Origin of the sequence: Acinetobacter sp. ANC 4805, from assembly GCF_022549495.1 — a bacterium.
Lineage (GTDB): Bacteria > Pseudomonadota > Gammaproteobacteria > Pseudomonadales > Moraxellaceae > Acinetobacter.
The window spans coordinates 138,653-163,474 of the sequence record NZ_JAKZGD010000004.1; the positions used below are offsets into that span (position 1 = coordinate 138,653).

The 24,822-nt window shown below is 37.7% G+C and carries 19 protein-coding genes and 1 CRISPR repeat array; of the genes, 14 read left to right on the forward strand and 5 right to left on the reverse strand.

Features of this window, described 5'->3' with window-relative positions:
- The first annotated feature begins 54 nt into the window (after nucleotides 1–54).
- The 11 genes from cas1f (at nucleotide 55) to rapA (ending at nucleotide 17,686) form a co-directional block, all read left to right on the forward strand.
- On the forward strand, nucleotides 55–1,020 hold the full coding sequence (gene cas1f, locus MMP60_RS06980) for a type I-F CRISPR-associated endonuclease Cas1f (RefSeq protein WP_241335597.1): 966 nt from the start codon (nucleotides 55–57) through the stop codon (nucleotides 1,018–1,020).
- Entirely contained in the window at nucleotides 1,017–4,391 is a 3,375-nt protein-coding gene (gene cas3f / locus MMP60_RS06985; protein ID WP_241335598.1) for a type I-F CRISPR-associated helicase Cas3f, read from the forward strand. The genes cas1f and cas3f overlap by 4 nt, the downstream gene beginning before the upstream one ends.
- A 14-nt stretch (nucleotides 4,392–4,405) precedes the next feature.
- Nucleotides 4,406–5,656 (forward strand): type I-F CRISPR-associated protein Csy1, encoded by a 1,251-nt coding sequence (gene csy1, locus MMP60_RS06990; RefSeq protein WP_241335599.1) that lies wholly within the window; start codon nucleotides 4,406–4,408, stop codon nucleotides 5,654–5,656.
- The gene (gene csy2, locus MMP60_RS06995) at nucleotides 5,656–6,543 is read left to right on the forward strand and encodes a type I-F CRISPR-associated protein Csy2 (RefSeq protein ID WP_241335600.1); all 888 of its coding nucleotides are present in this window, start codon (nucleotides 5,656–5,658) and stop codon (nucleotides 6,541–6,543) included. The genes csy1 and csy2 overlap by 1 nt, the downstream gene beginning before the upstream one ends.
- A gap of 26 nt (nucleotides 6,544–6,569) precedes the next feature.
- Complete coding sequence (csy3, locus tag MMP60_RS07000; protein ID WP_241335601.1) at nucleotides 6,570–7,583, forward strand: type I-F CRISPR-associated protein Csy3; 1,014 nt, start codon at nucleotides 6,570–6,572, stop codon at nucleotides 7,581–7,583.
- A 3-nt stretch (nucleotides 7,584–7,586) separates the two neighbouring features.
- The gene (cas6f, locus tag MMP60_RS07005) at nucleotides 7,587–8,201 is read left to right on the forward strand and encodes a type I-F CRISPR-associated endoribonuclease Cas6/Csy4 (RefSeq protein ID WP_241335602.1); all 615 of its coding nucleotides are present in this window, start codon (nucleotides 7,587–7,589) and stop codon (nucleotides 8,199–8,201) included.
- A 131-nt stretch (nucleotides 8,202–8,332) separates the two neighbouring features.
- Nucleotides 8,333–10,701: direct repeats of the CRISPR family, unit length 28 nt; unit sequence GTTCACTGCCATGTAGGCAGCTTAGAAA.
- Between the two features lie 121 nt (nucleotides 10,702–10,822).
- Nucleotides 10,823–11,830 carry a serine protease gene (locus MMP60_RS07010; protein WP_241335603.1) on the forward strand — a complete coding sequence of 336 codons (1,008 nt, stop codon included), beginning with the start codon at nucleotides 10,823–10,825 and terminating at the stop codon, nucleotides 11,828–11,830.
- A gap of 46 nt (nucleotides 11,831–11,876) precedes the next feature.
- Nucleotides 11,877–12,488, forward strand: coding sequence for a thiamine phosphate synthase (gene thiE / locus MMP60_RS07015; protein WP_241335604.1), 612 nt, complete (start codon nucleotides 11,877–11,879; stop codon nucleotides 12,486–12,488).
- 81 nt (nucleotides 12,489–12,569) lie between these two features.
- On the forward strand, nucleotides 12,570–13,877 hold the full coding sequence (gene hemL / locus MMP60_RS07020; protein WP_241335605.1) for a glutamate-1-semialdehyde 2,1-aminomutase: 1,308 nt from the start codon (nucleotides 12,570–12,572) through the stop codon (nucleotides 13,875–13,877).
- A 149-nt stretch (nucleotides 13,878–14,026) separates the two neighbouring features.
- Nucleotides 14,027–14,671: an RluA family pseudouridine synthase gene (locus tag MMP60_RS07025; protein WP_241335606.1), complete on the forward strand. Its 645-nt coding sequence runs from the start codon at nucleotides 14,027–14,029 to the stop codon at nucleotides 14,669–14,671.
- 186 nt (nucleotides 14,672–14,857) lie between these two features.
- Nucleotides 14,858–17,686, forward strand: a complete 2,829-nt coding sequence (gene rapA, locus MMP60_RS07030) for an RNA polymerase-associated protein RapA (RefSeq protein WP_241335607.1) — start codon at nucleotides 14,858–14,860, stop codon at nucleotides 17,684–17,686.
- Nucleotides 17,687–17,742: 56 nt separating this feature from the next.
- Here rapA and dps read toward each other — a convergent pair whose 3' ends face one another.
- The 3 genes from dps to fabR all read right to left on the reverse strand — a co-directional run bounded on the left by dps (nucleotide 17,743) and on the right by fabR (nucleotide 20,248).
- A complete protein-coding gene (gene dps / locus MMP60_RS07035; protein ID WP_241335608.1) occupies nucleotides 17,743–18,234 on the reverse strand; it encodes a DNA starvation/stationary phase protection protein Dps in 492 nt (163 codons plus the stop codon).
- Nucleotides 18,235–18,447: 213 nt separating this feature from the next.
- The gene (locus MMP60_RS07040) at nucleotides 18,448–19,464 is read right to left on the reverse strand and encodes an AI-2E family transporter (RefSeq protein ID WP_241335609.1); all 1,017 of its coding nucleotides are present in this window, start codon (nucleotides 19,462–19,464) and stop codon (nucleotides 18,448–18,450) included.
- A gap of 85 nt (nucleotides 19,465–19,549) precedes the next feature.
- Nucleotides 19,550–20,248 (reverse strand): HTH-type transcriptional repressor FabR, encoded by a 699-nt coding sequence (fabR, locus tag MMP60_RS07045; RefSeq protein ID WP_241335610.1) that lies wholly within the window; start codon nucleotides 20,246–20,248, stop codon nucleotides 19,550–19,552.
- A 138-nt stretch (nucleotides 20,249–20,386) separates the two neighbouring features.
- Between fabR and MMP60_RS07050 the strand changes: the two genes are divergently transcribed.
- Together MMP60_RS07050 and MMP60_RS07055 are read left to right on the forward strand one after the other, a co-directional pair.
- On the forward strand, nucleotides 20,387–21,454 hold the full coding sequence (locus MMP60_RS07050) for a ferredoxin reductase (protein WP_241335611.1): 1,068 nt from the start codon (nucleotides 20,387–20,389) through the stop codon (nucleotides 21,452–21,454).
- Between the two features lie 14 nt (nucleotides 21,455–21,468).
- Entirely contained in the window at nucleotides 21,469–22,563 is a 1,095-nt protein-coding gene (locus MMP60_RS07055; protein WP_241335612.1) for an acyl-CoA desaturase, read from the forward strand.
- Between the two features lie 52 nt (nucleotides 22,564–22,615).
- Here the strand turns inward: MMP60_RS07055 and MMP60_RS07060 are convergent, their stop codons facing one another.
- On the reverse strand, nucleotides 22,616–23,083 hold the full coding sequence (locus MMP60_RS07060; protein ID WP_241335613.1) for a hotdog fold domain-containing protein: 468 nt from the start codon (nucleotides 23,081–23,083) through the stop codon (nucleotides 22,616–22,618).
- Between the two features lie 112 nt (nucleotides 23,084–23,195).
- On the opposite strand from MMP60_RS07060, the gene MMP60_RS07065 reads away from it, so the two are divergent.
- Nucleotides 23,196–23,816: a TetR/AcrR family transcriptional regulator gene (locus MMP60_RS07065; protein WP_241335614.1), complete on the forward strand. Its 621-nt coding sequence runs from the start codon at nucleotides 23,196–23,198 to the stop codon at nucleotides 23,814–23,816.
- Nucleotides 23,817–24,010: 194 nt separating this feature from the next.
- Here the strand turns inward: MMP60_RS07065 and MMP60_RS07070 are convergent, their stop codons facing one another.
- A complete protein-coding gene (locus MMP60_RS07070; RefSeq protein WP_241335615.1) occupies nucleotides 24,011–24,712 on the reverse strand; it encodes an SIMPL domain-containing protein in 702 nt (233 codons plus the stop codon).
- Between the last annotated feature and the right edge of the window lie 110 nt (nucleotides 24,713–24,822).

A 24,822-nucleotide genomic window follows, 5' to 3' on the forward strand; every position in this document is an offset into this window, starting at 1 on the left:
TTTTTATTACCAATTGTTCAAGTAAGATAAGAAAAAATAAGAGAAATCATAACAATGGAACAACTTAATCCTTCCGATTTAAAAGCAATTTTACATTCTAAGCGTGCCAACCTTTATTACCTTGAACATGCTCGTGTCATGCAAAAAGATGGTCGAGTTTTATATCTCACAGAAGCCAAAAATGAAAACCAATATTGGAATATTCCAATCGCTAACACCACTGTCATTTTATTGGGTACAGGCACATCGATTACCCAAGCGGCAATGCGGATGCTCGCCAGTGCAGGGGTGTTGGTCGGTTTTACAGGTGGCGGCGGAACGCCTTTATTTATGGGGAGTGAAATTGAATGGATGATGCCACAAAGTGAATATCGCCCTACGGAATATATGCAGGGGTGGATGAGCTTTTGGTTTGATGAGGCGAAACGTTTAGAGGTCGCAAAACAATTTCAGTTCGCGCGTATCGAATTTATCCGTAAAGTTTGGGCTAAAGATCGGGATTTACAAGCGGAGGGATTTTATCTGGATGACCAAGATATCACCCAAGCGTTAACAGGATTTGAAAAGAAAATTCCGCATCAAAGCAAAGTTGGTGATTTGTTGCTTGCTGAAGCACAAATGACCAAGCAACTTTATAAGATTGCGGCAACACGTTGCAAACTTAGTTTTGAACGCAATCCTGAACAAGGGGATTTAGCCAATGATTTTTTGAATCATGGTAATTATCTCGCATACGGTTTAAGTGCTACGACCCTTTGGGTGTTAGGCATTTCTCATTCATTTGCAGTGATGCACGGTAAAACTCGGCGTGGTGCTTTGGTGTTTGATGTAGCGGATTTAATTAAAGATGCTGTGGTTTTGCCTTGGGCATTTATTTGTGCCAAAGAGGGTATGAGTGAGCAAGAGTTCCGTCAACAGCTATTGCAAAAGTTTACTGAATATCGCTGTTTGGATTGGATGTTTGATCAGGTAAAAGTACAAGCTTGCAGAAACTTTGATGCAGGGGATCGTACGATATGATCGTCACCTTTATCTCTCAATGTGAAAAGAAAGCAATTCCTCGAACTCGCCGTGTACTCGATGCTTTTGCGGATCGAATTGGTGACAATACATGGCAAACAGTCATTACCGAAGATGGTTTGATTGCTGTTAAAAAATTGTTGAGAAAGACTGTCACCAAAAGTACGGCAGTCAGTTGCCACTGGATACGTGGTCGTCGTAGAAGTGAGTTGCTGTGGATTGTTGGAAATAGGAATAAGTTTAATTCGCAGGGGATTGTGCCTGTGAATACGACGAAGAAAAAATTAGATCAAAATAAATGGGAAAATGACTGGCATTATTTACCTCTTATTAAAGCGTTGGTTGCCGTGTCCGCATTACTTCACGATTGGGGCAAAGCAACGGTTTTATTTCAGCAGAAACTCCTCAGTAAAAATAACCAATACAAAGGCGATCCTTTACGGCATGAATGGATTTCTTGTCTTTTGCTCAATGCATTGGTTCAATCATCGGGCGATATTGAAACTGATGAAGCATGGCTCAATTTATTTATCAGTCAAAGCTGGAATGAAGAATTACTCAAACAAACGATTGTGAAAAATTCAGATCAATCAAAAGTTTTAGATCAACTTCCACCTTTAGCGCAATTAGTCGCATGGTTGATCGTGTCACACCATCGTTTACCCAATTTAAAAAGTGAAGAAGAATATAAGAAATATGGCAGTGAAGATGTTTCATATATAAATAATTTATTTGAATTGATCAAAGCAGATTGGGGTTACCAAAATAAATTTGAGGAAAAAGAATACCAACAACGCCTTAAATTGTGTTTTGAGTTTAAACAAGGTTTGTTGACTCAGTCATCTGAATGGAACAAACAAATTAAAAAATGGTCAACACGTTTATTACAGGAGTCTCAAGTATCACAACAGATATTTGCGGATGGTAGTTGGCGAGTGATTTTACATCATGCCAGATTGTGTCTTATGTTAGGTGATCACTATTATTCATCTTGTGAGGCGGATAAAACGTGGAAAACAAATTTATCACTCGTTGCAAATACTGACCCTCTAACAAAACAAGCGAAGCAGTATTTAGATGAGCATTTGGTACGTGTCAGTGAAAATGCCATGCGTGTCGCACAGTCTTTGAGCCGTTTAGCGGATGACATGGAATCAGCATATGATATTCAAAAATTAAAAAAGAAAAGTCCCCAAGGTTTTGAATGGCAAGATCAGGCTGTCAAAGGAATACAGCAATTTATTCAAAAAAATGAAATTGCTAGGAAACAAGGTTGGTTTATTGTCAATATGGCGAGTACGGGTAAGGGTAAAACCATTGCCAACGCAAAAATTATGCAAGCTTTATCAAAGGATGGAGGATCATTACGTTATATCTTAGCTTTAGGACTAAGAACATTAACCTTACAAACAGGAGATTCATATCGGCATGATATAGGATTAGGTAATCATGAGCTGGCTGTTTTAATAGGTTCAAAAGCTGTTCAAGAACTGCACCATAAAAATACAAAAAATGATCAAAAAGATGAAATCAATATTGAAGAAATAGGTTCTGAGTCGTTAGAAGAACTATTAGAAAATGAACTCGATTATGATGCTATGCCGCAAGCGGATTTTATGAATGCCTTGTTTCCAAAGCATCAAGAACAACGAAATAAAGCTTTTTTGTATAAACCTGTTTTGACTTGCACCATTGATCATATGATAGCGGCCACTGAAACCAAGCGTGGTGGTAAATATATTTTACCGAGCTTGAGACTTTCTTCATCTGATTTGGTCATTGATGAAGTTGATGATTTTAATGGTCAGGACTTAATTGCAATTGCTAGACTCATTCATTTAGCGGGAATGTTAGGGCGTAAAGTGATGATTTCATCGGCAACGATTCCGCCTGCATTAGCTGAAGGTTTTTTTAATGCCTATCAGCAAGGTTGGTTGCTTTACTGTGCTTTTAAGAAGGTTAAGAATACAGATACTGTTGCGATGTGGATCGATGAGTTTAAAACTAAAATTCAAACCATTGATTCAAGTCAACCAATACAAGCGATCCAGCATTATAAACATTCACATCATTCATTTATTGAACTTCGAGCAGATGCGTTAAATAAGCAAATCGTCAAACATAAAGCATATATTGTAGATTGTGCTGATCTTGTCGCAGAAAAAGAGGTTCATCGTTTAGATCAAAGTTTGCAGTCCCAATATTTTGAACGGATTAAACAGAATGTTGAACAGTTGCATTTAGATCATCACACTATAGATATTCAAACTGGTAAAAAAGTTTCATTCGGAGTAGTACGGGTAGCGAATATTCCACCATGTGTAGCACTCACGCAGTATTTATTGAACGCTGAGTGGTCTAAAAGCATAACACCACGTGTCATGGCATATCATAGTCGTCAAGTTCTCTTACTACGTAGTGAACAAGAGAGACATTTAGATCAAATTCTAAAGCGTAAAGAAAAACGAGAAGAGCAGCCTGCCGCATTTTCAAATGAAGTCATTCGCCAGCATTTAGATTCAACTGATGATGAACATGTTATTTTTATTTTGGTTGCTACACCTGTAGAGGAAGTTGGTCGAGATCATGATTTTGATTGGGCCATTGTAGAACCATCTTCTTATCGTTCTATCATTCAATTAGCAGGGCGAGTGTTACGTCATCGAAGATTAGAACATGATATTCAAAAACCGAATATTGCTTTGCTGCAATATAATTTAAGAGGGCTTCGCAAAGCTAAGGTTGCGTTTGAGAAACCAGGTTTTGAAGTTAATAATGATAAATTCAAATTACAGACGAAAAATCTAACTGAGCTTCTCGAAATTACAGCATCTGATTTTAATATTAATGCGATTCCACGAATTAAGGCAAATCAGCCTTTACAAGCGGTAAAAAAATTAGCTGATCTTGAGCATGCTGTGATGGGAGATGCTCTAACATCATACAATAAAGTTGGAGCAAAACCACTCAATGCTTGGTTAACCCAAAAATGGTTTTTAACAGCTTTACCTCAACGATTTACACCTTTTAGACAGAGTTCTCCGAATATTCAGCTTTTTGCTGTATTAAAAAATCAAAAACTTGAGTTTTCTATAAAAGATGATTTTGGGAAATATATTAATCGTAACGGTTTTTATAATATTCATCACATTCAATTAAATGAGTTGGATAATAAAAGATTATGGTTAAATCGAAATTATTACGACATTTTATGTCGTTTAGCTCTTGATAATTCAGGTGAAAATGAGGATATTGAGGAAAAGATAGAATCATTATCAAAACGGTATGGGGAAATTATGTTACCGGAATATGATGAGAATAAAAATCTTATCTATTCAGAACAATTTGGACTTGTAGTGTTAGATAAATAATAAATGGGGGAAATATGGCAGAAAGTATCTATGCTTTTTTGAACGAGCGAAAAGAACTTTGGTTAAAAGATCGGATAAAAAAGGCAGAAAATGAAAATGTAATGGCTGAATTACAACAACAAGCAAATGATAAATTTAGTTTAAATGAGTGGTTACCTGACGCAGCAAAGCGGGTTACACAGCTTTCTATGGTTAGCCACCCGAGTAAGTTTAGTCATCCAAGTGCAAAAACTTCAAGTGTAATTGCCAAAGTGGAACAATCTAATGACGGCTATTTACGAAGTGGGAATGTGGATTATTCATTAGATGTATTTGGCAATGCTGCTGCAATGGATGTATTTAAGTTTTTATCCTTACCATTAAACGAAAAGTTAACGGTATTGGATGGTTTTGAACAGCAAGATCAAGAGTTGAAAACTCTAATTACTCATGCTGAATTAAACTTTGATACTTTAAGTACAGAGTTTATAAAAATAAAAGTAACAGATCATTCTGTTAAAACAGATCATTTGGTGAAACAAGTTTATTTTCCTATTCGTGAAGCTCAATATCATTTACTTTCTATTTTAACGCCATCGGGATTAATCACTCGACTAAAACAATCCATTGATGCGATACGTTTTTCTGAAGATACTAAACAAGCTAAAGATACGCGTAAGAAAAATGAGCATCATGAAATAGGCTATCCTGATATTTTTGATTTGACTGTTACTGGATATGGTGGAACTCAACCACAAAATGTCAGTGTTTTAAATAGTCAAAATGCAGGGCGGGCTTATTTATTATCGAGTTGCCCACCTGTATTAGAAAAAAGAGCAATTCGGCTGCCTAAAACAGATTTTTTTCTTCAATGTTTATATAGAAAAAACTATCAAGACAGTTTTATTCAATTGCATAAATTTATGCAGCTTGATTTAAATAATATTGATATTCGAAATGCGATCCGAAATATCATTCAGTTTGTGATAGATCAAATATTGTTACAGGCATTAAGAACTAGAGAATATGCAACCGATGGTTGGTCAAATCAAGATTATTACGCAAATTTACCTAAAGTACAGCGTATTTGGTTAGATAAAATTCATCAAAAAGAAAGAGAAGCAGATAATGACTGGTGTGAGGAGTTAAGTAAAGAAATTGCTCGTTGGATATTACGGAGTTATGAAAAAATCATTAGCGATGCTTATACATTAGGAACAGGTGAGTTGCTTGATGTTAAACAACGTGTAGAAAAATCATTACAACAAGCAAAGGGATTTTTTTAATGCGCCATTTTTTATTGATTCCTCATTTAAAACTTCAAAATGCCAATGCAATGAGTAGTCCATATACGATTGGATTTCCTGCAATGACTGCGTGGCTCGGTGCAGTTCATGCTTTGCAACGAAAATTACAAACTAAAACGTGTGATGTGGCTTTAACTAAAGTGGCAATTAGCTGCCATGAATTTAATTTGCAAACCTATAAAGGGCAGGGGGATTTTGTTCATTCCATTATAGGTACTGCAAATCCCTTAGATAAAGATGGTAGTCGTCCTGCTTTTATTGAAGAGGCACGTTGTCATTTAGAAGTTTCACTTTTAATTGAAGTTGAAAATCTAAACATAAAAAAGAGAGAGCAACTTTTAGAACTTATTCCTGATCTCGTGTGCAGTATGAAATTTGCAAGTGGAGATGTTTTAGCAGTGAAAGATTATCAGATCATAGATTTTGATGATGAAGACGAAAATCAAGATAAAGAGTTAAGACCCATCTTAAATAAATTAATGCTTGGGCACGTAATCATTGAGCGCCGTGATCTTGTTATAGAAAGCATGAATCAGGGTAAAGATGCGCTAGATGCGGTTTTAGATTATTTGAAGGTCACCCATAATTCTACCATAGATGAAAATGACAAAGTGACATGGGCATCAAAGCGTAAAGCTCAAGGTTGGCTTGTGCCTATTGCTGTTGGTTTTCAGGGAATTTCCGAACTTGGACAAGCAAGAAATCAACGTGATGCCAATACCCCGCATAGATTTGCTGAAAGCGTTTTAACGTTAGGTGAATTTGTGATGCCGTATCGTATAGAGCATATTGATCAATTGCTATGGAAGTATCATGTTGATTTACAAAATAATTTATACCTTTGTCAAAACCAAACAACAACTTAATTTTATATTGAAAAAAGGAAAAACTCATGGCTAAAAATGAAAAAGCAATTGCAAGTGTACTGGCATTTGAAAAGAAACTTGTTCCATCTGATGGTTATTTTTACGGAACAACTTGGATTAATCGTAATGAACAAACAGCATTAAAGCTGATTGAAAAATCTGTACGAGGAACGATTTCAAACCGTTTAAAACCTGCCGTTGCAGGTGACCCAATAAAACTGAATGCCGAGGTTGAAAAAGCCAATTTACAAACTGTAGATGCATGTGCTTTGGGAGAAAATCAGGACACCTTAAAAGTTTCATTTACGTTGAAAGTACTTGGTGGCGTTGAAAACCCATCTGCTTGTAATAACGAAATATTTTTAAATTCTTATCAAGCTGTAGCAAAAAACTACATCGAACAATATGGTTTTACTGAGCTTGCTAAACGCTACGCGCTCAATATCGCCAATGCTCGGTTTTTATGGCGTAATCGTGTTGGAGCTGAAAAAGTAGAAGTTGTTGTTACGATTAATGATCAAGCAGCAATCACTTTTAATGCTTTGGAATATCCATTGCATGACTTTGATCAGATTGATGAGAAAGTACAAAATTTAGCAAACCAAATTGCACATGCTTTAAAAGGTGAAACAGCTTATTTATTAATTAAAGTTGAAGCTTATGCTTTAGTTGGTAAAGCGCAAGAAGTCTATCCAAGTGAAGAATTGGTACTGGATAAAGGAAAAGGCAATAAGAGCAAAATTCTTTATCAAGTGAATGATGTTGCTGCAATGCATTCTCAAAAAATCGGTAATGCACTGCGTACGATTGATACTTGGTATCCTGAATTTGATGATAAAAAAACAGCAATTGCGATAGAACCATATGGTGCGGTTACAAATCTTGGAAAAGCGTATAGAACACCTAAAGATAAAGTTGATTTTTTTAACTTATTTGATAAGTACGCTTTAGGTGAGTCATTGGCTAATACTGAACAAGAACACTATGTAATGGCAGTTTTAGTTCGTGGTGGAGTATTTGGTCAAAGTGGAAAGGAGTAATCAATGGATTATTACCAAGAAATTACTTTGATTGATCAAGCTGAGATTTCACCTTATTTCCTTTGGTCAAAAATCTATATGCAGTTACATTTTGCTTTAGTGGAAATGAAAGATCAGTACAATCAAGTGCCAATAGGAATTTCTTTTCCTGATTATGTGTATGAAATGCAGGAAAATAAAAGATCTAAAGTTGGTTTAGGTGGGAAACTACGTATTTTTGCTATATCTGAAATAGATTTACAAAAACTAGATATCCGAAAATGGCTAGATCGTTTATTAGATTACACACATATCACGAGTGTACGTCCTGTCCCTGAAAATAGAATTACAGGCTATGCCATTTATAGGCGTAAACAGGTGAAAACTAATCCACAGCGTTTGGCTCGTCACCGTGTGAAGCGTGGTGATATTGGTTTTGATGAAGCATTGGCTCGTTATAGTAATGTTGTAACAACAACAGATTTACCTTATATCCAATTGCAAAGTTTAAGTACTTCTGATGAACAAGATAAGAGACTGTTTAAGTTGTTCATTGAAAAGAAATCTGCTGAAAAATCTGAAACTCAGGTTTTTAGTACTTATGGTTTAAGTTCACAGAGTTCTGTACCCGAATTTTAACCCAATATTTTTATACTCTTTAACAGCTTAATAAAATCAATAAGTTATAAACGTGGGTTAAAACTTGGGTCTTTTACTAGATTTAAAGTTTAACTCACTGTTATAGCTTTATTTTTTGTGTTAATTTTACTGTTCACTGCCATGTAGGCAGCTTAGAAACAACATCGCTAATGCAATCATCCATCCGTATGGTTCACTGCCATGTAGGCAGCTTAGAAAAATGTCTCAGAAAAAACATTAAGATTTTCGACGTTCACTGCCATGTAGGCAGCTTAGAAATTTCGTTGTGCAGCTACCTAAATGCTTTAATTGTTCACTGCCATGTAGGCAGCTTAGAAAAATTCAACGGACTGTCAATTATGATCGTGATCGTTCACTGCCATGTAGGCAGCTTAGAAAAATGACAATATCGTCGAATTGGTCATTTAGAGGTTCACTGCCATGTAGGCAGCTTAGAAAAGCCAATGAATTTCTAAATGTAATTTCATCTTGTTCACTGCCATGTAGGCAGCTTAGAAAATTCATATTCAACTTTCAAAATGATGAAAAATGTTCACTGCCATGTAGGCAGCTTAGAAAAGAGTTTAATAATCAACTTGAAGAATTTATTAGTTCACTGCCATGTAGGCAGCTTAGAAAAGTGTAATCTTGTAAAAACTCGTAGACTACGCGTTCACTGCCATGTAGGCAGCTTAGAAAGCTCAAGATATTAATGGAAAAATCTGGAATGTGTTCACTGCCATGTAGGCAGCTTAGAAATCATGGAAAAACTTAAAAGCCATTTCAGTAAAGTTCACTGCCATGTAGGCAGCTTAGAAAAAAGATTGATTGCCCAAGTACTAATTGTGGTGCGTTCACTGCCATGTAGGCAGCTTAGAAAAACTGAAGCATTTCACTGGGAACGCTTCCCAAGTTCACTGCCATGTAGGCAGCTTAGAAAGTATTCGATCAAATAATTGCTATGGCGTTTGGGTTCACTGCCATGTAGGCAGCTTAGAAAAGCAGCTGGAGGCGCAGATAAAGCGATAATGGGTTCACTGCCATGTAGGCAGCTTAGAAAATTACAAATCTCAATCGGATCTGCTGCAAAAAGTTCACTGCCATGTAGGCAGCTTAGAAATTCAAGTTTCGTTTTAGGTGCAAGTTCAAATTGTTCACTGCCATGTAGGCAGCTTAGAAATAGACGTATACGTTTTCGCAATATGAACGGTCGTTCACTGCCATGTAGGCAGCTTAGAAAGTTTGAAACTTGTTCCATAACCACGTCAGCAAGTTCACTGCCATGTAGGCAGCTTAGAAATAAATGATTAATTTCAGGATTACAACCACCACGTTCACTGCCATGTAGGCAGCTTAGAAATTTACGAGCTAACGAACAACCAGTACCATTAAGTTCACTGCCATGTAGGCAGCTTAGAAATGCCATGCGAATCAGCCAGCTTTATATTTGCTGTTCACTGCCATGTAGGCAGCTTAGAAAGAAGTCCACAGCAAAGGATGGTGTGATCGCAGGTTCACTGCCATGTAGGCAGCTTAGAAAAACAAGCACAACGGGTACTGTTACATATCCATGTTCACTGCCATGTAGGCAGCTTAGAAAGTTAGGCGCTCAGCTAGAATTGTTAAACCCAAGTTCACTGCCATGTAGGCAGCTTAGAAACATGTCAGAACAAGTCTACAACATTATTATGCGTTCACTGCCATGTAGGCAGCTTAGAAAACCGAAGTGGGCTAGTAATTTAAACAATAATTGTTCACTGCCATGTAGGCAGCTTAGAAAAGTTAAATATAACTTAACTCCAATGACTGGAAGTTCACTGCCATGTAGGCAGCTTAGAAAGAAAAAGATGAAGTCGAGCAGATGCTTGTTGAGTTCACTGCCATGTAGGCAGCTTAGAAAGATTGACGGTATTAAAAAGGTGCATGTTCAGAGTTCACTGCCATGTAGGCAGCTTAGAAAAAAATAGAAGACACCTTCCAAGAACACATTTGGTTCACTGCCATGTAGGCAGCTTAGAAAATAGTAAACTCCATATAACCCACCCAGTGTGGGTTCACTGCCATGTAGGCAGCTTAGAAATGAGGCAATTCCAATTGCGAATTTGGCAGTGCGTTCACTGCCATGTAGGCAGCTTAGAAATGCATTAATCGGTGCTGCTGTTGTCGCAATGTGTTCACTGCCATGTAGGCAGCTTAGAAAATCTCGCCTGCGTACCAGCGACCATTGCGTGAGTTCACTGCCATGTAGGCAGCTTAGAAAGTCGGGCAATATCTATGAGCGTTACGCAATAAGTTCACTGCCATGTAGGCAGCTTAGAAAAACAATACGTGTCAATTTGATTTGCAAATCACGTTCACTGCCATGTAGGCAGCTTAGAAAAAATGCAGTTGTCACGCTTGCATGGTTGCGATGTTCCCAGCCATGTAGGCAGCTTAGAAATCCAAACTAATAAGCTCATTAAAATCAGTTTCGTTCACTGCCATGTAGGCAGCTTAGAACGTTTAAATTAAATGGATTTTTATTTCCTAGTTATATTTTATTAGTTAAAATGAAAAAATAAAAAGAGTTTATGCTTTATTATTTAATGCGTAATTCAATATTATTTTTTGGACTTATATTTGTGAAAAAATATCCTATTATTCTAAGTATTCTGTTATTTAGTTTTATACAAAGCGTATGGGCGAATATGAGTCCGCAAGCTCGAATTATCAATGGTAATACGACTACAGAAGCACAAATTCCTTGGCAAGTTGCACTCATAACTAGTCCCTTAGACCCTTATCAATCCTACATTTGCTCAGGAAGCTTAGTTGCAGATCGTTGGGTGGTGACAGCAGCACATTGTATTGAACCACTCGAAAAACAAAACAGTGATTATTATATTTTGATTGGTGCAAAAAATTTACAAAGTATTCAATTAGGACAAATTATTAAAGTTAAAAAGGGGCATATACATGAGAAATATAATAATCGTATTTATGATAACGATCTTGCACTATTAGAATTGGAAAGTGCTGTCGATTTTATAAAATGTGGTAAAAATTGCCAAACAATCGATATTATTAATCCAACTTTAGAAAAACAAAATGCATTGATTGCGAGTATGACGCAAATTGCAGGGTGGGGAGTATTAGAGGATTGTGACAATAGTCAATCTCTAGTTTGTCAGCAGTACGCAGGGCAAATGATGAGAAATCCTGCGCTGTATCCAACGACTTTAAGATATACCACCGTAAAATTAGCCAATTGTCTATCTTCATCATCATTATATAGCGCGCAACAAATTACTCAGAATATGCTTTGTGCAGAATCACCGATGCAAGACAGTCTTACAGATGCTTGTTATGGTGATAGCGGTGCAGGTTTAACGATTAATAATTTAGAAAAACCATATTTGCTAGGTGTTGCGAGTTGGGGAATTGGTTGTGCCAAGGTTGGGTATCCTGGGGTTTATACTCGAGTTGCGAACTATTCAGATTGGTTAAATGCTTATCTGCATCCAAGTACCGTTCCCGAACAAAAAAATAGCCAAACAAGCCAATCGGGTGGTGGAAGTGTCAGTGTGTTCATGATTTTATTCTTAGTAATGTTGGCGATTGTACGTTGGCGCTTTATTAAAAGTGCTTAATATTTTTTGCTTTATACTGAATACCTGAAATTGATGAGTTTTAACTATGCGTGGTCTTTATCTTATTACCAATGATGATCCTCTCCAATTATTATTAGAAAAATTAGAGGTCGCTTTGGCGACAGGGCATATTGCGATTTTACAGTATCGTCGTAAGAAAGTCGCAAAAGCTGATCAGCCTGATGAAGTTGAACAAATCCAAGCCCTCTGTGAAACATACCAAGTTCCATTTGTGATTAATGATGATTTGGAATTGGCTAAGCAATTTGGTTTAGGTGTACATCTTGGACAGTCTGATGGTGAAATTACGGATGCCGCTGCACGCTTATCACAAGGTGTCATTATTGGTCGTACCTGTCTTAATTCATTAGAATTGGCTGAGAAAGCAATTGCTGAAGGTGCAACCTATGTGGCCTTTGGTGCAGTTTATGCAACTTCAACCAAACCTGAAGCGGGGAATGTTGGGATTGAAGTGATTCAACAGGCAAAGCAAAAATTTGATGTACCCATTTGTGCAATCGGTGGTCTGACAGTCGAAAATTCTCAGCTTGTGATCGATGCTGGGGCGAGCCTTTGTGCGGTCATTAGTGATATATTAGGACGATCAACAGCCGAAATTCCTGCTCGTGTAGCTGCATGGGCACAGTTATTTGCATAATTTTTTATTCGCCTTGTGGAACTGCAAAGGTTCTTCTGAACTTTAGTTGTTCCTCATCTTCGATTCTAGGTTGAACATTTTATGAGTCTATCTCCAAAGCAAGAACAGTTATTTAAACAAGCAAATAAACATATTCCAGGTGGTGTCAATTCGCCTGTACGTGCATTTAATAGTGTTGGTGGTACGCCAGTCTTTATTGAAAAGGCAAAAGGCGCATATTTATGGGATGTCGATGGCAAACGTTATGTGGACTACGTGGGCTCATGGGGACCGATGATTCTAGGTCACGCACATCCTGATATTATTCAGGCAGTACAAACTGCGGCGGAAGATGGTTTAAGTTTTGGTGCGCCAACCGTACATGAAACCACTTTAGCGGATACGATTTGTGAGATCATGCCTTCAATTGAAATGGTGCGTATGACCAGTTCAGGTACAGAAGCGACGATGACGGCGATTCGTTTGGCGCGTGGTTATACAGGGCGTGACAAGATTGTAAAATTTGAAGGTTGTTATCACGGTCATTCAGATTCGTTATTGGTGAAAGCAGGTTCAGGTCTACTCACATTAGGTGAAGGTGAACCAACTTCAAAAGGCGTACCTGCTGATTTTGCAAAGCATACTTTAACGCTGCCATATAACAATATTGAAGCTCTAAAAGAATGTTTTAGCAAGTTTGGGCATGAGATTGCAGGTGTGATTATCGAGCCAGTTGCAGGCAACATGAACTTGGTTACGCCAATTAATGGTTTCTTGCAAGCGATTCGTGATGTATGTGATGAGTACAAATCAGTATTTATTATTGATGAAGTGATGACAGGTTTCCGTGTTGCTTTAGGTGGTGCACAATCGGCTTATAATGTTAAACCTGATTTAACCACTTTGGGTAAAATTATTGGTGCGGGTTTGCCAGTTGGTGCTTTCGGTGGTAAACGTGAAATTATGCAATGCATCGCGCCTTTAGGCGGTGTATACCAAGCAGGTACATTGTCAGGGAACCCATTGGCAATGCGTGCGGGAATCGCAATGTTCAAACATCTGCGTGAACCAGAGTTTTATGACAAGCTTGCGGCACAGTTAGCGAAATTGCTTGCAGGATTACAAGCTGCTGCAGATGAAGCAGGTATTCCATTTAAAACGCAACAAGTCGGTGGAATGTTTGGTTTGTATTTCACAGATCAAGATGACATCACTAGTTTTGATTCGATGTTAGCGTGTGATGTTGATGCATTTAAGAAATTTTTCCATGGCATGTTAGCGCGTGGAGTATATCTTGCACCATCTGCATTTGAAGCTGGCTTTATTTCGTCTATGCATTCAGATCAAGATATTGCAGAGACCATTCAGGCAGCAAAAGAAACGTTTGCAGAGATGAAAGCATCTGTTTAAATTAAAATGATGAAAACACCACAGTAACTACGGTGGTGTTTTTCTCAGTGAGAATAAAAAGTAGAATTAAATTGATTTTTTGATTGTATTTCTAAGCTAAGCTTTTTATGATTGCCCGCTTGTTTTCATCCAGTCGTTGGAAGGCTACCTTGAATGATTTTCTAAGTGAACATTTGATTCATCGTGATGAAGATTTTATGGTGATCCATAAACCTGCTGGGCTTCTGACAGTGCCGGGGAAAACACCTGATTTACAAGATTGTTTAATCAATCGTTTATTACAACGAGAATCTAAGACTTTACTGATTCATCGTTTAGATCGTGACACTTCAGGTATCTTGGTGTTCGGTTTATCCAAATTTGGACAGAGCAATATTTCACGTCAATTTCAAGATCGTCAAACCTCAAAAATTTATCAAGCTTTGGTTGCTGGACATTTAGAAGGTCAAGGCACCGTTGATATTCCTGTGATCTATGATCCAAGCCGCCCGCCATTACATATCGTTGATGCAACACATCACAAGCCTGCATTGACAGAATGGCAAGCAATTGAACATTTCGAAATTCAAGGGCAAGCGGTAACTCGAGTTAAATTGATTCCGATTACAGGGCGTTCACATCAGCTTCGTGTACATATGCAATATTTAGGTCATCCGATTTTGGGTGATACTTTATATGCCACACTAGAACAACAGCAGCTTTATGTGCGTTTGTGTTTACATGCAACGCAATTAAGCTTTGCCCATCCTAAAAGAGGCACTCAACTCAGTTTTGACTGCCCAGTGCCGTTTTAATCGTATTTTTTTGATCAAACTAGATGTAAAGCGCGCTATTTCAGTCAGCTTTATGTCAAAATATTGAGGTTATTAGGTGATTCATTTTCACCATAATACCAAATTTAAAACTACATAAAGTAGCTTAAACTTTCGTCAGTTAAAGGCATACAATATGTGGGCTAACATGAAAAAAGGTGGAATAAATTGCAGCCGTTTGCTATTGGTCAACGTTGGTTATCGGATACAGAAACTGAACTCGGTCTAGGTGTTCTTATTGATGTAGATGAACGTTCTATCAGTATTTTATTCCCGAAAAGTGATGAAACGCGTGTTTATGCACGTAACAACGCGCCTTTGTCTCGTATCATCTTTAATGTAAAAGATGAAGTGCAAGATCAAGAGGGGATCAAATGGATTGTTGAGTCCATTGAAGATCGTCATGGTGTTTTACGTTACGATGTTGTTCGTGATTTAGAAAATGGTGAACAAGAACGTAAGTCGCTAAATGAAACCCGTATCGGTGCGCAAATCCAATTATCAAAACCTTTGGAACGTCTGTTAGCCAGCCAAATCGATTATAAAGAGTGGTATGACCTGCGTATTGAAGCGATGTTATTGCAAGCGCAAATGCATACCAGTCCTTTACGCGGTTTTCTTGGTGCGCGTGTGGGTTTGATTCCGCATCAACTTTATATCGCACATGAAGTGGGTAAACGTTTTGCGCCACGCGTCTTGTTAGCCGATGAAGTCGGTCTTGGTAAAACCATCGAAGCAGGTTTGATCATCCATCAGCAACTGAAAACAGGGCGTTCAGAGCGTATCCTGATTTTAGTGCCCGATTCACTGCAATATCAGTGGATGATTGAAATGCGTCGCCGTTTCAATTTGCAATTTTCTCTATTCGATTTAACCCGTACTGCTTCGATCAAAGAACATGATCCTGATCTCAACCCATTCCTTACTGAGCAATGTATTATTGCCAGTGTCGATTTGATGGTTGACCATGATGATTTGCGTGAGCAAGCCGTCGAAGCAGGTTTTGATTTACTCGTAGTCGATGAAGCACATCATTTGATGTGGAGTGAAGAAGAAGGCGGCAATGATCGTTATGATCTTGTCGAAGAGTTGGCTGAACAAACCGCAGGTGTGTTACTTCTCACTGCAACGCCTGAACAATTAGGTGTTGAGAGTCATTTTGCCCGTTTACGATTACTCGATCCTCAACGTTTCAGTAGCTTGGATCGTTTCCTTGATGAAGAAGAAAAATATCAACACACAGCAAAAGTTGCAGAAGTGTTGATGTCAGATGAAGCATTGACGGAAGAACATCTTGCTGCATTAGATGGTTTATTGGGTCATCGTATTGATGATCAGCCTGAACAGCGTATGCGTGCGATTCATGAATTATTAGATCGTCATGGTACAGGTCGTATTCTATTCCGTAACACGCGTGAAGCAATACAAGGCTTCCCAGGTCGTGATTGCCAGCCAGCACCTTTGCCAGCACCAGAAGATTGGTCATTCGATGGCAAAATGCGTGAGCAAATGTGGCCAGAAGAAGGTCAACTTGATGGTGCATGGATGGAAAATGATCCGCGTGTGCCATGGTTAATGGAAGTGCTACGCAAAGATTTAAAACACAAAAAAGTGTTATTGATCGCACGTAGTGGGCCAGTGGTAGAGGCATTAGAAAATGTATTGCGTTTACACGCAGGCATTCGCACTGCCATGTTCCATGAAGGTATGAGCTTATTAGAGCGTGACCAAGCTGCGGCATACTTTGCAGAAGACAGTTATGGTGCTCAAATCCTCCTCTGTTCTGAGATTGGTTCGGAAGGACGTAACTTCCAGTTTGCCAGCGATCTCATCCTATTTGATTTGCCTGCAAACCCAGATGTACTTGAACAACGTATTGGTCGTTTGGATCGTATTGGTCAAGAAAATCGTATTCAAATTCATGTGCCTTATTTAATTGGTACAGCACAAGAACGTATGTTCCGTTGGTACAACGAAGCATTGAATATTTTCAGCAATATTTCTCCAACAGCACAAACGCTGCAAGAAAACTTTATTGTTGAGCTCAAAGATTGTTTATTGGCAGATCAAGGTCAGACTTTTGAAGATTTACTTGAAGAAGTGAATGTACAACGTCAGGCATTGGAAGCTGAGTTGCAAGCAGGTCGAGACCGTTTGCTTGAATATAACTCTTGCCGTCCAATTGTGGCACAAGGCATTGTGCAAGCACTTGAGGATTATGATGACAACACGACTTTACCGATGTTTGTGAAGCGTTTCATGTCATCAACCAATATTGATTTTGATGAGCAAAGCAATGGTACAGTGATCATCAAGCCAACTGATCAAATGCAAGTTCAAGGGATTACCTTAGATGAAGAAGGGATGACAGCAACCTTCTATCGTGATCAGGCTCAGATCCGTGAAGATGCACAATATTTGACTTTGGAACACCCATTTATTGAAAGTGTGATGGAAATGATCCGTACACAATCATTTGGTAGTACCAATGTAGCATTACTTAAATCGAATGCTTTGAAACAAGGTTCAGTTTTATTGGAAGTTTGGTTTAAGGTCGATGTCGTTGCACCGAAGGCATTGAATTTACCATCTAGCTTACCGAAACAATTAATTCGTGTCTTATTGAGTGAAACAGGTCAGGATTTATCTGCCAAGATCGATCCAAGTATTTTACGTCCGTACTTACACCACTTAGATGGTAATAGTTGTCGTCAAGTTGTGAAAGCACGCCGTGATGTGATTGAAACACGTTATGCACAAGCTTTAGATATTGCCAAAACATCTTTGCCAGAGTTGATGCAACAAGCAAAAGAACATTATGGCAGTAAATGGCAATATGAAATTGACCGTTTAGCGTATCTCAAGCAATTTAACCCAAGTATTCGTCAAGATGAAATTGAGCGTTTACAGAAGTTCCAGAAAGAGGGTCTAGGCTTATTAGATGGTCTTTCTGTGACACCAGAAGCGATTCAAGTCTTGGTTGTGGTTAAGCCTTAATATTGACGTAGTAATAAAAGAGGACAATTAAAGTCCTCTTTTTTATGCCGATTGATTTAGTGATCAATATTGGCTTCTAAGAACCATAAATATTGATCTAAGTCCTCTAATGCGGCATGGATAATATCTTCAGAAATTGGATCTTTAATTTGCTCGATTGTGTCTCGAAGATGATTTGCAACGACACCATAACGATCAGCCAACTCTTTTAAGTGATCTTGCACAGCATGGATTGCAACAGGATAAGGCTTAAGATGTGATGTCTCTGCAACGGTTTGGGTAGTTCCCAGTGCTGTGCCACCAATTTGTACCGCACGTTCTGCAACATTATCTAAATGGGTAATAATTGAGGTGCGGAATGTATCTAACATTTCATGCACTGCAATAAAGTTGCTCCCACGCATGTTCCAATGTGCTTGTTTGGTCAGTAAAGAAAGATCAATAAGATTAGCAAGTATTTGATTTAATATTTTAACGGTGGCTTCTTTGATGGCATCATCTAAATTATTACGTGTATATACTTTCAAAGCCGCTGCTGAAGAATTCATAGTTACCTCATTCAATTATAATGTGATGAAACATCGTGAATAAAATGATTCATTTAGTCTTTAGCATATGCTTTGAGTGGGCATGTGAATGTTTTAATTCGCAAGGATTTTGTAATTTTGCTTATCATTATTTTTCTTTTGATCACATAGGTGTTTATAAGTATAAATAATGCATGAATTTGTTAACTTTAAGTTGAGCTGATTAAACACCAATCAGATCAGCCCTGCATCTTTACATTCCAATTTGATATAAGCGTAAAAAATAGGCGCAACAATTAAGCCACTTAACCCAAAGATAGCTTCAAAAATCAACATTGCAAGCAGGACTTCCCAAGCATTGGCATTAATTTTTGTACCAATGATTTTGGCATTTACGAAATATTCAAGTTTATGAATAATCACTAAATAAGCTAAAGCGATGGCTGCTACCGAGAGAGAAATGGTTAAACCAGACATGATAATTAACGTATTCGAAATCAGGTTGCCTATAATAGGCAGTAAACCAAAGATGAAAGTGAGAATTGTGAGTGTTTTAGCGAATGGTAAGTGGATATTAAATAAAGGAAGTACAATAAAAACAAAGATCATAAATAATACTGTATTGATCAAAGAGATTTTCACTTGAGCAAATACAACATTTTTAAATGAAACCGAAAGCTTCTGAATACGATGTAAAATTGCAGCTTTAAAGACAGGTTGAGGGGCATGTTGTTTGAAGTTTTGAATTGAAACCAAAATCCCAACAATCAAACCAATCAGCATAGTTGCAAGATTATGTAGAATATCTGTACCAGTATTTTTTACAATTGAAATGTTATCTTTAATAAACGAAAGAATCTGATTTTTGATGTCAGCAACGCTATGCGGGAGATAACCTGGAACATATTGACTCATTTCAGCTTGAAATTTAATTAGAGTTTGGTCGATTTTAAAGTTAAAAGAGTTAAGACCTGTTCCTTTTAAATCATAGATGACAAAACTGATCAGACTAGTAATGAAAAAACCAATCAATACTGTAGTTGCAATGCCTAAGATAATGCTAATAACGATACGGGCACGTTGACCATCGATGTGTTTTTCAACAATTGAACTTAAACTATTAATAATTTCGAAGATGAGAAAACCTGCGAAAAAACTAGGCAAGAGATGCAAAGGAATGACCATCACTAAAAACAAAAACATCAGTAAAAAACTGGCGATGATGCTTTGACGGTCATTGAGAAGAGTCATGATCTGTATGCCTAAACTTGTTTGTAGTTATGATAAATGAAAAAGATAAAGTATTAATTGCTCTAGTTTATGCTGATGAAATTGCTTAATCAATTTCCATTTTATCGAAATGGCGAGCACCCTCTAAAATCATACGAATCATCACCATGGTTTGCTCTGCAACTCCAGTGCGTTGCTCCGAGGGTAAATCAATTACTTTTGCACCCATATTGAAAACCAATTGAGTAATTGCTTTTGCTGCAATATCGGCATGACTGATTTTACGATCATTCATTTGTTCCAAGCGAATTAAATCCTCTTGAAGTTCTTGTTGAAAGAAATTCAGCTGACGATCTACAGCCGATTTATAGGAGGTAGAACCTGTATAACCTTCACGAAGTAATAAGCTGAGATAACCTTCATCCGCATCTAATTGTTGAATGAAAACTTCAACCGAACTGCGGATAATGCTTTGCTGCATAGAGGCTTGTAAACGCGCTTCACGAATAATCTTACGCAATACCAAACCTGCACGGTCAATTAAGGCGATTGCAAGTTCATCTATATCTTTGAAATGGCGATAAAAACTATTTGGTGCAATACCTGCTTCACGCGCCACTTCACGTAAGCTTAAAGAGGCAATACTTTTTTGAGGACCGATTAAATTTAAGGTCGCTTGGAAGAGTTCTTCTCTTGTAATGGTTGCTTTTCTACCAACCGAGCGTACAGGAGATTTCATGGCGATGACATCTTGTTCATTTATTGTGTCATGACCGAGCGGTAAAAAAGAAGAAGACTGAACCATTATTTTCAAAATATAAGTAAGCTACTCAGGATTATAGCGATTGTCTGAGTACTTGGGAAATGTAAATTCTTATACGAATATATATACAAATATATATACATATGTATAATAATTAAAAAATGATCAGAGTTCCCGCTCATGCAAGCAGTCGAAAAGAGAATTTCTCTATTCAATTCAATAGCCCAAAGCGTAATCACGAACCATGATGCCAATTTTTGGCTACAAAAAATTAATCCACTTTGGTCGGTTAACCAATCACTTGCCAAAGTCGTAAAAAAACAAACGGTGGCTAAAGATACGGTTAGCCTTATTTTGCAATGCAATCGTCATGTACAGCGCGGTGCAGCAGGACAACATCATCCTGTCACTGTTGAAATAGCAGGACGTCATTACGAACGTACTTATAGCTTGATGCAATTAGACGCAGATCATCTTTGTTTAACCGTCAAAAAAGTTGATCAAGGTTTGGTAAGTTCATGGTTGGTTGAGCAATCTAGAGTTGGGGATATTGTCTATTTAGGGCAACCTTATGGCGATATGCAGCAGCATATTCAAACCTCCAACCTGTTATTACTTGCAGCAGGTAGTGGCATTACGCCAATGTTGAGCTTGATCGAAAGTCTGAGTCAAACCAAACAGTTTTCAACGACATCTGTTCAGTTGATGTATTGGGTGAAAACTCAGGCCGATGCAGCCTATGCTGAATATTTAAAAGAAACGGCAGAGGACTTTCCTCATTTCAGTTATCAAATTTTTTATACCCAAGAACAAGATCAACGCTTAAACCAAAGCCATGTCGATCAAATTTCAGCTTTAAACGCAACCACTGTATATGCTTGTGGACCATCAGGTTTTGCTGCGACCGCAGAAACATTATTTTCTGATGCTGCTTTGCTTCGAACAGAAGCTTTTAGTCTAAGCCAGTTTGATGCGGATGCTTTGGAAACTAGTTTTATAAATGTGAGATTGACTCAATCCAATAAAACAGTCGTGATTCCTAAAGGTCAATCGATTCTAGCAAGTTTGGAACATCAAGGTATTAAGCCGAATCATGGTTGTCGTATGGGTATTTGTAATAAATGTGCTTGTACCAAAGCCCAAGGCTCAACTCAAAATTTATTGAATGGTTCAGCGAATCATGAACCTGCTCAGTTGCTAAAAATTTGCGTAAATTCCGCTCAATCTGATCTTGTGATTGATCTATAAGTGAGAAATTGATTATGAATATGCCTGTTAAAATTGAATATTTTAAGAATCCTAAAAACAGTGAATTGACTGCTGCTGAGTTAGATGCATTTGCTCGAGAACTCGATCAAATCAAACAAGAAGTTTTGGATGATTTAGGGGAGAAAGATGCGAAGTACATTCGTCGCGTTTATGCTTCAGTTCGTTATAGCAGTATGCTTGGACGTGCCTGCTTATTTTTAGGTTGGTTTCCGCCTGCATGGTTATTAGGTACAGGTTTACTTGGTTTTTCCAAAATCATGGAAAATATGGAACTGGGTCATAATGTGATGCATGGACAATATGACTGGATGAATGATCCAAAATTTAATGGTCAGACTTATGAGTGGGATACCGTTGGAACCTCAGATAACTGGCGCCAAACTCATAATTACAAGCATCATACCTACACCAATATTAAAGGGATGGATGATGATATTGGCTACGGTTTGCTACGATTATTTCCTGAACAACGTTGGAAGTCTGGTTTCTTATTTCAGCCTGTTTACAGTATTCCATTTTGTTTATTGTTTCAATGGGGCGTGGCGATTCAAAATCTCGAAATAGGGAAATTGATTTATAAACGTAAATCAATTGCGCAATTCAAACGTGAATGGCAGCCTGCACAGAAAAAAATTGCTAAGCAGCTATTCAAAGATTATGTATTTTTTCCATTAATTGCAGGGCCAGCAGCGATTCCTGTGTTTACTGGAAACCTAGTTGCCAATGGCATTCGCAATATTTGGACATTTAGTATTATTTTTTGTGGGCACTTTACTAAAGATGCAGAAGTATTCCCAAAAACGGTCTTGCAGAATGAAAGTCGTGGACACTGGTATATGCGCCAAATTCGCGGTTCATCTAATTTAACAGGCTCAGAAGCATTTCATATTTTGACAGGGCATTTGAGCCATCAAATTGAGCATCATTTATTCCCAGATATTCCTGCACGTCGCTATCGTCAAGTTGCACCTAAAGTAGAAGCTGTGTGTGAAAAATATGGTTTAAATTACAATAATGCCAGTTTTGTAAAACAATTTGGTGAAGTCGTGGGGCGTATTTTTAAATATGCGCTTCCTTTTAAAAAGTAAAAACGAACTCAACTAGAAAAGCCCCGAATACGATGTTCAGGGCTTTTTGCTTTTATTTTTTCTTTTTTGAAACCCACATGGTAATGGTGGCGTGGAAGACTTTATCGTTGTGCTGATCGAGTACATCGACATTCACTAGATATTCTCCAGCTTTATCCCAATCATAGTGATCCTCTACAGGTGTTGCGATCGCGATGAGATCTGTATTTGCTTTCTTTAAATATTCGACAGTCATACCCTTTGGAATCCAGCGATGTGTGGCTGGAACAGTCACTTCAGTCATTGTGCCACCTGCAAGTTCTGCCATATTACACATCGCAATCGCATGAACTGTACCAATGTGATTCAGTACTGAGCGTTTTTTCTTAATGGATATTTTACAAGAGTTTGGTTTTAACTCCTCAAATAAGGGCGAAATGCTACTGAAATAAGGGGCTTTTAAACACAACATCCGTGTGAATGTCCATTTTCCAGCAGGTAGAGCCGAAGCTTTGTTCCATAATTCCAAAGTTGAAGGCATTTAGAGTTTCCTATTAAACAGAATAAAATTCTTTAATGGAATATAATTCTGTTTACAAGTTATGGTCAAGTCATTCACAATAGTTCCGATGATTGGTAAATTTAAATAACTTATGCAAACGGCTCAGCAATTATTAGAACGCTTATACCCACAACGTAGATCATTGTTAAAAAGACAAATCTTATTGGATGCCTTGTCGTGTTTTCTTGAATATGGTTTAGATGCAACCAGTATTGAAATGATCCGAGACAAATCTGAAAGTAGTGTCGGGGCAATTTATCACCATTTTAAAAATAAGGAGGGGATCATTGCTGCACTGGTTTTTGCTGCTTTGGATGATCAAGCCTTGTTGAGAGATCAATACCTCGACAATACGCAATCTTTAAAAGAGGTACTGAATGCTTTGATTTATAGCTATGTTGATTGGGTTGCTGATCAACCACATTTTGCAAAATTTTTAATGCTTGCTCATTTTAATGTGATGCAAAGTGAGTATCGACCATTGTTAAATGAAAAAAATAAACTGAGAAATCAAAAAATCGTGAGCTATATGTCGATATATAGCGATGCTAAGTTATTGAAATCAGTACCACCTGAATTGATGATTTCATTGGTGATTGGTGCAACTGAAAGTTATTGTCGAGCATGGTTATCTGAGAAAGTACTTACCAATCCAAATGTTTATCGGGAAAGCTTGGCTCAGGCTGCTTGGGATTCATTGCAGAATTTATAGCATGACACTATTATTTTGAACTGCACAAATTGAAAGAGTGAGACTCAAAATTTTCTCTTAGATTTTGCTTAAATAAAATTAGAATTGCTTATATTCGGTGTGTTCATATTATTCAAACAGCACCTTCGCGAGTGAGTAAAAAGCAATTAAATTCTTGATTGGGCGTATGTGATACGCCCTATGTGAATATTTAATTATTTAAATTGGATTGATCCGTTGGCACTTACAGTAATTTTGGATTCACCAGCTGCCATGTCTTGTGCAGGCGCTGCTTCCGCCATTGAAAATTTTGCCATAGCGCCACGCATCATCGGTTGTGGAAAATAATTACTGGTATTTAAGTTCAAGCTAACGAGATTGTATTGCGCTTTATCCCATGCACGTGTAATTGCTAATGCGCGTTGACGAAAGTTATTAGATGCTTCAATCATCAGCTCATTTTCAACTTTTTTACGTTGCTCATCTGATACGGTGAAGCTAATAGATTGAGTTTGGAAGCTTTGTTGCAACTCACTAATCAGCTGACTTGCTGCTTTAAAGTCTTTACTTTCAATTTGGATTTCTGCACGAGCACGCCATTCTTTCAATTTATTATTATCATTGTCATAAATAGGATAGGTACTTTGTGTGCCTGTTTCGACTTTCACTTGTGCGTATTTACGAGAAATTGCCTGAGCCTGATTCATCAATTGATTGATCTGGTTAGAAAGCTCAGCAGGTTGCTTATTACTTCTTTCAATGTAGAGTACAGCGCGCATTTCATCATTGGCAACTTGGCGTGCAGCATCCGCTTGAATGTTGACAATATTGTAGTTCAAGTTCTCAGTTTCATGAGCAAAAAGGCTTGGACTTAGTGTCGCCCCAATCATCATCGCGGTAAGTGCTAAAGTACGCATAAAAACTTCCTTAAAATTTGGTATTAGAGATTTATTTTTTACAAGTCTGATATTAAAAACAACTGATGAGGAACTTCTGCATATTTTGTGGTGTCTTTGTAATATATTAG

Excerpts from the sequence above, each read along its gene's own strand:
- cas1f (WP_241335597.1), top strand. The coding sequence starts at position 55 with ATGGAACAACTTAATCCTTCCGATTTAAAAGCAATTTTACATTCTAAG.
- cas3f (WP_241335598.1), top strand. The coding sequence starts at position 1,017 with ATGATCGTCACCTTTATCTCTCAATGTGAAAAGAAAGCAATTCCTCGA.
- csy1 (WP_241335599.1), top strand. The coding sequence starts at position 4,406 with ATGGCAGAAAGTATCTATGCTTTTTTGAACGAGCGAAAAGAACTTTGG.
- csy2 (WP_241335600.1), top strand. The coding sequence starts at position 5,656 with ATGCGCCATTTTTTATTGATTCCTCATTTAAAACTTCAAAATGCCAAT.
- csy3 (WP_241335601.1), top strand. The coding sequence starts at position 6,570 with ATGGCTAAAAATGAAAAAGCAATTGCAAGTGTACTGGCATTTGAAAAG.
- cas6f (WP_241335602.1), top strand. The coding sequence starts at position 7,587 with ATGGATTATTACCAAGAAATTACTTTGATTGATCAAGCTGAGATTTCA.
- thiE (WP_241335604.1), top strand. The coding sequence starts at position 11,877 with ATGCGTGGTCTTTATCTTATTACCAATGATGATCCTCTCCAATTATTA.
- hemL (WP_241335605.1), top strand. The coding sequence starts at position 12,570 with ATGAGTCTATCTCCAAAGCAAGAACAGTTATTTAAACAAGCAAATAAA.
- dps (WP_241335608.1), bottom strand. The coding sequence starts at position 18,234 with ATGAATTCTTCAGCAGCGGCTTTGAAAGTATATACACGTAATAATTTA.
- MMP60_RS07040 (WP_241335609.1), bottom strand. The coding sequence starts at position 19,464 with ATGACTCTTCTCAATGACCGTCAAAGCATCATCGCCAGTTTTTTACTG.
- fabR (WP_241335610.1), bottom strand. The coding sequence starts at position 20,248 with ATGGTTCAGTCTTCTTCTTTTTTACCGCTCGGTCATGACACAATAAAT.
- MMP60_RS07050 (WP_241335611.1), top strand. The coding sequence starts at position 20,387 with ATGCAAGCAGTCGAAAAGAGAATTTCTCTATTCAATTCAATAGCCCAA.
- MMP60_RS07055 (WP_241335612.1), top strand. The coding sequence starts at position 21,469 with ATGAATATGCCTGTTAAAATTGAATATTTTAAGAATCCTAAAAACAGT.
- MMP60_RS07060 (WP_241335613.1), bottom strand. The coding sequence starts at position 23,083 with ATGCCTTCAACTTTGGAATTATGGAACAAAGCTTCGGCTCTACCTGCT.
- MMP60_RS07065 (WP_241335614.1), top strand. The coding sequence starts at position 23,196 with ATGCAAACGGCTCAGCAATTATTAGAACGCTTATACCCACAACGTAGA.
- MMP60_RS07070 (WP_241335615.1), bottom strand. The coding sequence starts at position 24,712 with ATGCGTACTTTAGCACTTACCGCGATGATGATTGGGGCGACACTAAGT.